The sequence below is a fragment of the Sphingobium sp. 15-1 genome (assembly GCF_013375535.1).
GTDB lineage: Bacteria > Pseudomonadota > Alphaproteobacteria > Sphingomonadales > Sphingomonadaceae > Sphingobium > Sphingobium aromaticivastans.
In genome coordinates, this window is the sequence record NZ_JABXJG010000001.1 from 2,540,897 (window position 1) to 2,551,655 (window position 10,759).

At 65.3% G+C, this 10,759-nt stretch carries 6 protein-coding genes; 4 read left to right on the plus strand and 2 right to left on the minus strand.

The annotated features are described in order from the left end of the window. Positions 1-228 precede the first annotated feature (228 nt). From xth to HUK72_RS12140, 3 genes are read left to right on the plus strand one after another with little or no spacing between them, the layout of a single operon-like run. Positions 229-1,026 carry an exodeoxyribonuclease III gene (xth, locus tag HUK72_RS12130; protein WP_176596994.1) on the plus strand — a complete coding sequence of 266 codons (798 nt, stop codon included), beginning with the start codon at positions 229-231 and terminating at the stop codon, positions 1,024-1,026. After that, positions 1,026-2,084 (plus strand): GTP cyclohydrolase II, encoded by a 1,059-nt coding sequence (gene ribA / locus HUK72_RS12135; protein WP_176596995.1) that lies wholly within the window; start codon positions 1,026-1,028, stop codon positions 2,082-2,084. Before xth ends, ribA begins: the two co-directional genes overlap by 1 nt. Further along, positions 2,081-2,581: a L,D-transpeptidase family protein gene (locus HUK72_RS12140; protein ID WP_176596996.1), complete on the plus strand. Its 501-nt coding sequence runs from the start codon at positions 2,081-2,083 to the stop codon at positions 2,579-2,581. Before ribA ends, HUK72_RS12140 begins: the two co-directional genes overlap by 4 nt. Before the next feature lie 97 nt (positions 2,582-2,678). Here the strand turns inward: HUK72_RS12140 and HUK72_RS12145 are convergent, their stop codons facing one another. Together HUK72_RS12145 and mutS are read right to left on the minus strand one after the other, a co-directional pair. Further along, positions 2,679-5,438: a [protein-PII] uridylyltransferase gene (locus HUK72_RS12145; protein ID WP_176596997.1), complete on the minus strand. Its 2,760-nt coding sequence runs from the start codon at positions 5,436-5,438 to the stop codon at positions 2,679-2,681. A gap of 9 nt (positions 5,439-5,447) precedes the next feature. Then, positions 5,448-8,099, minus strand: coding sequence for a DNA mismatch repair protein MutS (gene mutS, locus HUK72_RS12150; protein WP_176596998.1), 2,652 nt, complete (start codon positions 8,097-8,099; stop codon positions 5,448-5,450). Between the two features lie 284 nt (positions 8,100-8,383). Between mutS and HUK72_RS12155 the strand changes: the two genes are divergently transcribed. Further along, positions 8,384-10,645, plus strand: a complete 2,262-nt coding sequence (locus HUK72_RS12155; RefSeq protein WP_176596999.1) for an NADP-dependent malic enzyme — start codon at positions 8,384-8,386, stop codon at positions 10,643-10,645. Positions 10,646-10,759 lie beyond the last annotated feature (114 nt).

Genomic DNA, 10,759 nt, shown 5'->3' on the forward strand with positions numbered 1-10,759 from the left:
CCCCGGAGCGGGGGCCTTTTTGCTATGTGTCGTCATTTGGCCCACGGAGGGCTGCAAATAGCGGCTTTCTGCGCTTCCGGTGCTCACGACCTGTAAGGTCGCTGCGCGCCGGTTCTCGAAATCCACTATTTTCGCTCCACCCTGGGCCAAATGACGACACATAGCGCCTCGCGTGATTGCAGGCCCGCCGCCCTTGCGCGGGAGGGCGGAGGGTCTTAGTGGATCACCATGCCTCAGACACTCAGTATCGCGTCCTGGAATATCAACAGCGTTCGTGCCCGGCTCGACATTGTGGAACGCTTTCTGACCGAGGAAGCGCCCGACATCCTCTGTCTTCAGGAAACCAAGGTGGTGAACGAGATTTTCCCCACCGCGATGTTCCGGCAACTGGGCTATGTTCATCAGGTGCTGAACGGTCAGCGGATGCACCATGGCGTGGCGATCATGTCCAAGGTGCCGATCCATGAGGATGACCGGTTTGACTGGCAGGCCAACGGCGAAGCGCGCCATGTCGGCGTGCGGCTCGACAATGGCGTCAGGATCGAGAATGTCTATGTGCCTGCCGGTGGCGATGTGGCGGATCGGGAGGTGAATCCGAAATTCGGGCAGAAGCTCGATTTTCTGGAGCGGATGATCCAATGGTCCTCTGGGTTGGAGGACAAGCCGACCATATTGACCGGCGATTTCAACATCGCGCCGATGGAATGCGACGTGTGGAGCCACAAGCAATTGCTGAACGTGGTCAGCCATACGCCGGTCGAGTGCGAGATATTGGCGCGGTTGCAGGCGTCGAACGACTGGGTCGACATAGGCCGCCATTTCTATCCCGCGCCGCAGCGGCTTTATACCTGGTGGAGCTATCGCGCGAAGGACTGGGCGGAATCGGATCGCGGACGGCGGCTCGACCATATGTGGATGACCCAGGATGTGGCGGGCAAGGCGCTCAGCCATCGCGTGGTCGAACCGGCGCGCAACTGGGGCAAGCCGTCCGACCATATTCCGATCGTCACCGAGTTCGCCTTCTGATGAGCGCGCGCGCCGCCGCTCGCGCCATCGACGCGCTGCGCCGGGGCTGGCCGGTGCGGGTGCAGGCCGCCGACGGCGCCTTGCGGCTGATGGCGGTGGAAGGGGCGGACGCGGTGACGCTTGCCGGATTCGATCCGGGGGCGGAAGCGGACATATTGATCTCCGCGGCGCGGGCGCAGACGCTGAAGCTCGCCAACCAGATCGCGGCGGCCGATCCCGACATGCCGGTGCTGGTGGCGCGGGCGCCGTGGATCGACGCCGATGTGGCGACGGCGATTTCCGATCCGGTTCTGGACCTTGCCTCGCCGCTCAAGGGTCCGTTCATGGCGAAGCCTCTTTCAGCGCCATTGGCGGCCAAGGCGGCGCTGCGGTTGGCGCGGCTCGCGGGCATATTGCCTGCCTATTTCGCGACAGTGGACGGCGATGTCGAGGCGGAGGTCAGCGCCGCCGATGTGGACGCCTATGACGATGCCGTGCATCTGGATATTGCGACGCGGGCAAGATTGCCGGTATCGGCCAGCGAAACCGCGGAGATCATCGCCTTCCGCAGCCCTGATGAGCCGCGTGAGCATGTGGCGCTGATCGTCGGCCAGCGCGATTCCTCGCCGCCAGTGATCCGGCTGCACAGCGAATGCCTGACCGGGGATGTGCTGGGGTCGCTGAAATGCGATTGCGGGCCGCAATTGCACGAAGCGCTGCACCAGATTGCGGATTCGACCTGGGGCATCTTGCTCTATCTCCGGCAGGAGGGGCGGGGCATTGGCTTGGTCAACAAGCTGCGCGCCTATGCCTTGCAGGACCAGGGGTTCGACACGGTTGACGCCAATGTGCGGCTGGGCTTTGCCATCGATGCGCGGGATTTCTCCGTGGCGGCGCGGATGCTGGACCTGCTGGGTGTGGGAGAGGTGCGGCTGCTCACCAACAATCCGAACAAGGTCGCCGGGCTGGAAGCGGCGGGAATCAAGGTGGCGGAGCGGCTGCCGATCATCCTGCCCGCCAATCCGCATAATGAGCGCTATCTGGCGACCAAGCGGGACCGGACCGGGCATCAGTTGTGAGCATTGTCCGCGTCGATACGGGCGCGGGGCGTCTGTCCTTCGGTGAGATCGAGATGTCCTGCACGATCGGTCGGGGCGGTTCTTGTGCGGCTGCGGACAAGCGGGAAGGGGATGGCTGCACGCCGCTGGGCGTCTGGCCGATCCGGGGCGTATTGCTGCGGCCGGGCAAGGTGGAGGCGGCGGGTATCCGCTTGCCGTGGCGCTGGGTGCGGGAGGGGGATGGCTGGTCGGATGATGTGGCCGATCCGGCCTATAACCGGCCGGTGCATCTGCCGCGTGCTTTCTCGGCGGAAAATCTGCTGCGGGGCGATGATGCCTATGATGTGATCGTGGTGCTGGGGCATAATGACTCGCCGCCGGTGCTGGGGCGGGGGAGTGCGATCTTCTTTCATCTTTTCGAGGGTCGTCCCACGGCGGGGTGCGTGGCGGTGGAAAGGGCGGATATGCTGCGGTTGTTGCCGTTGTTGGCGCCGGACGATGTGATGGAGATCGTTTAGAGAGACGTGCTCCTGCGAAGGCAGGAGCCCAGTTCTGACGGTGCATGATCCTCAGACGGCGGAACTGGGCTCCTGCCTTCGCAGGAGCAGGATGCATTCAAGCCCGTTCCAACTCCGCCACTTCGCCGCCGGCCGCTTCCAGCAACCGCCGTTCCAGCGTCTGCAAGCGCGCCTTGCTCTCGATCTTCCCGGCCAGCAGGTCGGTGACGTAGAAAGTATCCACCGCCCGCTCGCCATAGGTGGCGACATGGGCGCTGTGCACCGTCACCTTCGACTGGAACAGGGCGTTGGCCAGGCTGAACAGCAGCGCCGGGCGATCCCGCGCATTCACCTCGATCACGGTGAAGCGGTTCGACGCCTTGTTGTCGATCAGCACATTGGGTTCGATGCGGAAGGCTTCGGCGCGGGTGCGGGGCAGGGGGCGCGCTTCCAGCTTGGTGATCATGCGGTGCCGATTGGCCAGCGAATCCTCGATCGCCTTGCGGATGCGCGTCAATTGCTCCGGGCTGTGGAAAGCGCCGCCCAGCGGGTCTTGCACCAGGAAATTGTCGATCGCCACGCCGTCCCGCGTCGTATGGATGCGCGCGTCGATGATGTTGCCGCCCGCCAGGTGGATGGCGCCCGCGATCCGGTAGAACAGCCCCGGATGGTCGGCGGCATAGACCGTCACCAGCGTCGCGCCGCGCTGCGGATAATATTGCGCGGCGATGGAGAGCGGGGAATCGCCCGCCTCCAATATATGCTGCGCATTGTGGAACAGGATGTCGTCCGGCTCCGCGATCCAGTAGCTTTCGGGCAGGCGCTTGCTGAGCTTGGCGAAATCCGCCTCGGAGAGACCCAGCGCCTCGCGCAGCGATTTCTGCTTGGCGGTGACGCGCTCGCTGCGGCCCTTTTGCTTGTGGCCGAGGCGCAGCAGCTCTTCGGCGGACTCATAAAGATCGCCCAGCAACTGGCGTTTCCAGCTATTCCATACCCCTGGCCCGACGGCGCGGATGTCGACCACGGTCAGGCACAGCAGCAGCCTCAGCCGCTCCGGACTCTGCACCACGTCCACGAAATCGAGGATCGTCTTGTAATCGGCCAGATCGCGCTTGAAGGCGGTGGCCGACATCAGCAGATGATGCAGCACCAGCCAGGACACGGTTTCCGTCTCCGCCGGGGTCAGGCCCAGGCGGGGGCAGAGATGCTCCGCCACCTCCGCGCCCAATATGCTGTGGTCGCCGCCGCGTCCCTTGGCGATGTCGTGCAGCAGCACCGCAACATAGAGGACGCGGCGCGACAGCAGCTTGCCCATCAGGTCCGCCGCCAGCGGATGATCCTGATTCAGCTCGCCCTTTTCGATCCGCGCCAGCAGACCGACGGCGCGGATCGTATGTTCGTCCACCGTATAGTGGTGATACATGTCGAACTGCATCTGCGCCACGACCCGGCGGAAATCAGGGACGAAGCGGCCGAAGACGGTCGATTCGTTCATCCAGCGCAGCACCGTTTCCGGGTCGCGGGGGGATGTCAGCACCTCCATGAAAAAGGCGTTGGCGCGGGCATCGCGGCGTATCTTGGCGGTGATCAGGCTGGCGTCGCGGCTGGCGGCGCGCATGGCGCTGGGGTGGATGGCCAGGCCATGCTTGTCGGCCAGCGCGAAGATTTCCAGCAGCCGGACCGGATCGTCCTGAAAGAACTGGTCGGAGGGCAGCGCCAGCCGCCCGCGATCCAGCACAAAGCCGTCCAGCTTCTTGGGCCTGCGGAAGAAGCTGGGAATATAACGCCGCCCGCGTTCGGCCATCTGGTCATCGAGATGCGCGAGGAACACGGCGGTCAGGTCGCCCACCGTCTTCGCGTTTAGGAAATAATAGCGCATGAACCGCTCGACCCCCGACCGCCCGGCGCGTCCGGTGAAATGCATGCGGGTGGCGGTTTCCAGTTGCAGGTCGAAGGTCAGCCGGTCCTCCGCCCGCCCGGTGATCATGTGCAGGTGGCAGCGCACAGCCCAGAGGAAATCCTCCGCCTTCTGGAACTGACGCAGCTCGGTTTCGGTCAGCAGGCCGACATCGACCAGTTCCGCGACCGACTTCACCCGGTTCACATATTTGCCGATCCAGAACAAAGTGTGCAGGTCGCGCAGGCCGCCCTTGCCCTCCTTCACATTGGGCTCGACGACATAGCGGCTGTCGCCCATCCGCTTGTGCCGCTCGTCGCGCTCTTCCAGCTTTTCGGTGACGAAGGCGCGGGCCGTGCCCTGCATGACTTCGGCGTCGAAGCGCTTGGCAGTTTCCTCGTACAGCAGGCGGTCGCCCCAGATATAGCGGGCTTCCAGCAGGGCAGTGCGGACGGTGAGGTCCGCCTTCGCCATGCGCATCGTCTCGTCGATGGAGCGGCTGCTATGGCCGACCTTCAACCCCAAGTCCCACAGCGAATAGAGCATGGATTCGATGACCTGCTCTGTCCATCCGGTCGGTTTCCAGGGGGTGATGAAGCCGATGTCGACATCGCTGTGCGGCGCCATCTCGCCCCGGCCATAGCCGCCGACCGCGATCAGCACGATCCGCTCGCCAGTGCTGCGGTTGCTAGCCGGGTAGAGGTGATGGGTTGTCGCGTCGTAGAGCAGCCGCAAAATCTGGTCGACCAGGAACGCGAAGGCGGTGACGGCTTCACGCCCGCGGGTCGGCTTCTGGCTAAGGCGGCGGGCGACATCCTCGCGCCCGGCGTCCAGCGCGTCCTTCAATAGCTTCACGATCAGGCCGCGCAGCTTGATCTGGTCGCCCCGATGCTCCTGCGCCAGGGCGGTGATGCGGTCGGAAATGGCGCGCCGGTCGATGATCGCCCGCCTGGACCCCAATTTCGGAAACTGCATGACCATAAGGCTTATCTAGTCTTCCTGACCGGCCGCCGCCAGTTGCTTGAGCCGATAGAGTTGATCAAGCGCCTCTCGGGGGGAGAGCGCGTCGGCGTCGATCGCCACCAGCGCGGCGCGAAGAGGATCGACCTTCTCCTCGACCTGCGCGGTGGCGGCGGCGAACAGAGGCAGGTCGTCCAGCCCCGCCGCGATGCCGCCGGTCTTGGCCTTGCCCGCTTCGAGGCGCGCCAGAACGTCTTTCGCCCGCTTGAGAACGGCAGGCGGCAGTCCCGCCAGACGCGCCACGGCCAGACCATAGCTGCGATCCGCCGGACCCTCCCCAACCTCGTGCAGCAGTACCAGATCGCCCTTCCACTCCCGCGCCCGGACATGATGGAGCGAGAGCGAGGAAAGCGTCTCCGCCAGCCGGGTCAGCTCATGATAATGGGTTGCGAACAGGCAGCGGCAGCGATTGACCTCATGCACCGCTTCCACCACCGCCCAGGCCAGCGCCAGCCCGTCATAGGTCGACGTGCCCCGCCCGACTTCATCGAGGATCACGAAGCTGCGTTCGGTCGCCTGCGCCAGAATCGCGGCGGTCTCGACCATCTCGACCATGAAGGTGGAGCGGCCCTTGGCCAGATTGTCCGACGCGCCGACACGGCTGAACAGCCGGTCGACCAAAGTCAGGGTCGCGGATTGCGCGGGCACATAGGCCCCCGCCTGCGCGAGAATCACGATGATCGCATTCTGCCGCAGGAAGGTCGACTTGCCGCCCATGTTCGGGCCCGTGACGAGCCAGAGCCGGTCCCCCGCCACCAGCCGGCAATCATTGGCGACGAAGGGCTGGCCGTCGCGGCGCAGCGCATCCTCAACCACGGGATGGCGGCCGCCGGTGATTTCCAGGCAAGGCCCTTCGCCGTCTTCGGGCAGGAAATGGGGCCGCTGCCAGCCGCCTTCGGCTGCGCGTTCCGCCAGCGCCGCCGCCACGTCGAGCCGGGCGAGGGCGTCGGCGGCGCGGGCGATCTCCGCCTTGCGGGCGAGGGTGGCTTCGATAAGGTCTTCCAGATGCGCCGCCTCCGCGACCAGCGCATGGGCGCCTGCCTGTGCCACGCGGCTCGCCTGTTCGTGCAGGTCGACCGAATTGAAGCGCACCACCCCGGCCAGCGTCTGGCGATGGGTGAAGCCGCTGTCGGGCTGCATCAACTGGTCGGCGGCGCGGGCAGGCACCTCGACATGATAGCCAAGCACGCCATTATGCCGAATCTTGAGCGAGGCGATGCCGGTCTGCTCGCGATATTTCGCCTCCAGCGCGGCGATGGCGCGGCGGCCGTCCCCGGCGAGGCGGCGCAGCTCGTCCAGCGCGGCGTCATAGCCGTCCGCGATATAGCCGCCATTGGCGGTCTCGGTCGGCGGGCTGGGGACGAGGGCGCGCGACAGGCTGTCGACCAGCGCGCCATGGCCATCCAGCCAGGGCAGCAATTGCGTCAGCAGCAAGGGCTGATCGGGCAGCCGCCCCAACCGCTCGCGCAACAATCGCGCTTCGCCCAGCCCGTCGCGCAATTGGCCAAGATCGCGGGGGCTTCCCCGGCCCATCGCGAGACGGCCCAATGCGCGGCCGATGTCGGGCAAGGCGCGCAGCGCCACGCGCAACTGATCGCGCAGCAGGGAGTCGTCATGGAAGAGTTGCACCAGCCCCAGCCGCGCTTCGATCCCGGCCTGGTCCATCAGCGGTGCGGACAGGTCCTGCGCCAGCAGGCGCGCGCCCGCGCCCGTGACGGTCCGGTCGACCGCGCCCAGCAGGCTGCCCGCCCGCGTGCCGTTCATGGTGGCGGTGATCTCCAGACTCTCTCGCGTCGCGGCGTCGATGGCGACGTGCCCGCCGCTGGTTTTCCGCATCGGCGGGGCAAGGAAGGGCAGGGTGCCCTTGCCCGCATGGTCGAGATAGGAGAGCAGGCCGCCCATCGCCGCCAGCTCGGCGCGGCCGAACTGGCCGAAGCCGTCCAGCGTGGCGACGCCGAAAATTCGTTTCAGCGCCGCTTCGGCCCGGCTGCTGGAAAAGGCGGCACGGTCGAACGGGTGGGAGTCCGGCAGTTCCAGCTCCAGCCCGTCCGGCAGCACGATCTCGCTTGGCCGCAGCCGCGCCAGTTCGGCGGGTAGATCGGCCGCCCGCAAGGTCAGGGTCTCGAACCGCCCGGTCGAAATATCGGCGGCGGCCAGGCCATATTCGCCCGTCTCCTCGCCGCCGACCTGCGCCAGCGCGACCAGCATATTGTCGCGCCGACTGTCGAGCAGCGTCTCCTCGGTCAGCGTGCCCGCCGTCACGTAACGGACGATGGCGCGGGCGACGAGGGACTTGGACCCGCGCGCCTTGGCTTCGGCGGGCGTTTCGGTTTGCTCCGCGATGGCGACGCGATGGCCCGCCTTGATCAGCCGCGCCAGATAGGATTCCGCGCTGTGCACCGGCACGCCGCACATCGGGATCGGCGCGCCGCCATGCTCGCCCCGGCTGGTGAGCGCGATGTCGAGCGTCGCCGCCGCCGCCTTCGCATCCTCGAAGAACAGCTCGAAAAAGTCGCCCATGCGGTAGAAGAGCAGGCAATCCTGCGCCTCCGCCTTCAGCGCAAGATATTGCGCCATCATAGGCGTCGCCTGTTGCGTGGATGTGTCGATCGTTCGCGCCATGGCACAGCGGATAGCGTGAAGCCCGGCCTCATGCCAGTGCTGCAAGAAACGGCGTGAAAATTGCGCTTCTCGCACTTGCCCACACGATATTCTTACCGCTAGGGCGGTCCGGCATTCAGCCCATTCGGGCCTGCAAAGCGCGATTTTCTGCGCTTCGGTGCTCACATACTTGAGTATGCTGCGCTCCGATGCTCGAAAATCACCCTTTTCGGCTCCGCCTGAACTGAATGCCGGACCGCCCTACGGGCGAGCTTATTGTTTCAAACAAGGGGGTGGGTGCAGCCATGACCGACAAGTCGAATGTGGAATTTTCCGAGCGCGAGGCGCTGTTCTTCCACTCGACGGGACGCCCCGGCAAGATCGAGATCATCGCGTCCAAGCCGATGGCGACCCAGCGCGATCTTTCGCTCGCTTATTCGCCCGGCGTCGCGGTGCCGGTGCGCGCCATCGCGGAAGACCCGGCGACCGCCTATGACTATACCGCGAAGGGCAATCTGGTCGCGGTCATCTCCAACGGCACGGCGATCCTGGGCCTGGGCAATCTGGGGGCGCTGGCGTCCAAGCCGGTGATGGAGGGCAAGGCGGTGCTGTTCAAGCGCTTTGCCGATGTCGATTCCATCGACATCGAACTCAAGACCGAGGATGTCGACAAGTTCATCGACGCCGTCGAGCTGATGGAGCCGACCTTCGGCGGCATCAACCTGGAGGACATCAAGGCCCCGGAATGCTTCATCATCGAACAGACGCTGAAGGAGCGGATGAACATTCCGGTCTTCCATGACGACCAGCACGGCACCGCGATCATCGCGGCGGCGGGCGTCATCAACGCGGCGATGCTGACCGGCCGCGAGATGAAGGACATGAAGGTGGTGGTGAACGGCGCGGGCGCGGCGTCCATCTCCTGCACCGAACTGATCAAGGCGCTGGGCGTCCAGCATGACAATGTCATCATGTGCGACAGCAAGGGCGTGATCTACCAGGGCCGCACCGAGGGCATGAACCAGTGGAAGTCGGCCCATGCGGTGAAGACCGACGCCCGCACCCTGGCCGAAGCGGTGAAGGGCGCGGACGTGTTCCTGGGCCTGTCCGTCGCGGGCGCCATGAGTCAGGACATGGTGAAGTCGATGGCGGACAAGCCGATCATCTTCGCCATGGCGAACCCCGACCCGGAAATCTCGCCGCCCGAAGCGCATGCGGTGCGCCCCGACGCCATCGTCGCCACCGGCCGGTCGGACTATCCCAATCAGGTCAACAATGTGCTGGGCTTCCCCTTCATCTTCCGCGGCGCGCTCGACGTGCGGGCGACCGGGATCAACGAGCCGATGAAGCTCGCGGCCGCCAAGGCGATCGCTAACCTCGCGCGCGAGCAGGTGCCGGAGGAAGTGGCCAAGGCCTATGGCCGCTCGCACAGCTTCGGCCCGGATTACATCATCCCCGCGCCCTTCGACCCGCGTCTGATGGAGGTCGTCCCCTCCGCCGTCGCGCAGGCGGCGATGGAAACCGGCGTCGCGCAGAAGCCGATTGCGGACATGGCCGCCTATCGCCAGTCGTTGAAGGCCCGGCTCAATCCGACCACGTCCGTCCTGACCACCGCCTATGAAGTGGCGAAGGCCAATCCCAAGCGCGTCGTCTTTGCCGAAGCGGAAGAGGAAGTGGTGCTGCGCGCCGCGATCCAGTTCCGGACGCTGGGTTACGGCATCCCCGTGCTGGTCGGGCGCGGCCATGTCTATGACAAGCTCAAGGAACTGGGCGTGCAGGACCCGGAGAGCTTCGAACTGCACAACAGCGTCAACTCGCCGCTGGTGCCGGAGATGGTCGACACGCTCTACAAGCGGCTCCAGCGCCGGGGCTATTTGCGCCGCGACTGCGAGCGGATGGTCAATCGCGACCGCAACATCTTCGGCTCGCTGCTGGTGAAGATGGGTCATGCCGATGCGATGATCACCGGCATGACCCGGCCCTTCGCCCAGACGCTGCGCGAAGTGAAGCGGGTGATGGACCCGGCGGCGGACCGCACCCCCTTCGGCATCCATGTGCTGGTGACGAAGGACAAGACGGTGTTCCTGGCCGACACCACGGTCAATGAGCGTCCTTCGGCGCAGGAACTGGCGGACATTGCGGAAGGCACGGTGGCGGTCGCCCGCCGCATGGGCCATGACCCGCGTGTCGCCTTCCTCTCCTATTCCAATTTCGGCAACCCGCCGGGCAGCTTCCTTGAAAATATGCGCGAAGCGATCAAGGTGTTGGAAGAGCGGGATGTCGACTTCGAATTTGAAGGCGAAATGACCGTCGACGCGGCGCTCAACCCGACGGTGATGAAGAATTACCCCTTCAGCCGCCTGTCCGGCCCGGCCAATATCCTGGTGATGCCGGGCCTCCAGTCGGCCAATATTTCGGCCAAGCTGCTGCGCGAACTGGGCGGCGCGACCATGATCGGACCGATGCTGGTCGGCATGGACAAGTCCGTGCAGATCGCCACCATGGCGTCCAATGCTTCGGAATTGCTGACGCTGGCGGTGCTGGCTTCGGCGGGCGTGGCGGTCTGACGCGACGCCGCCCAATGTGAGGGGTGGCTACTATGGCGGAATCGAAGTTCATTACATTATCGTCATCCCGGGCTTGACCCGGGGTCCCGCTTCCTCTCCTGTACTGACTGAAGA

Coding starts and splice junctions, on each gene's coding strand:
- xth (WP_176596994.1), top strand. CDS start 229: ATGCCTCAGACACTCAGTATCGCGTCCTGGAATATCAACAGCGTTCGT.
- HUK72_RS12145 (WP_176596997.1), bottom strand. CDS start 5,438: ATGGTCATGCAGTTTCCGAAATTGGGGTCCAGGCGGGCGATCATCGAC.
- HUK72_RS12155 (WP_176596999.1), top strand. CDS start 8,384: ATGACCGACAAGTCGAATGTGGAATTTTCCGAGCGCGAGGCGCTGTTC.
- ribA (WP_176596995.1), top strand. CDS start 1,026: ATGAGCGCGCGCGCCGCCGCTCGCGCCATCGACGCGCTGCGCCGGGGC.
- mutS (WP_176596998.1), bottom strand. CDS start 8,099: ATGGCGCGAACGATCGACACATCCACGCAACAGGCGACGCCTATGATG.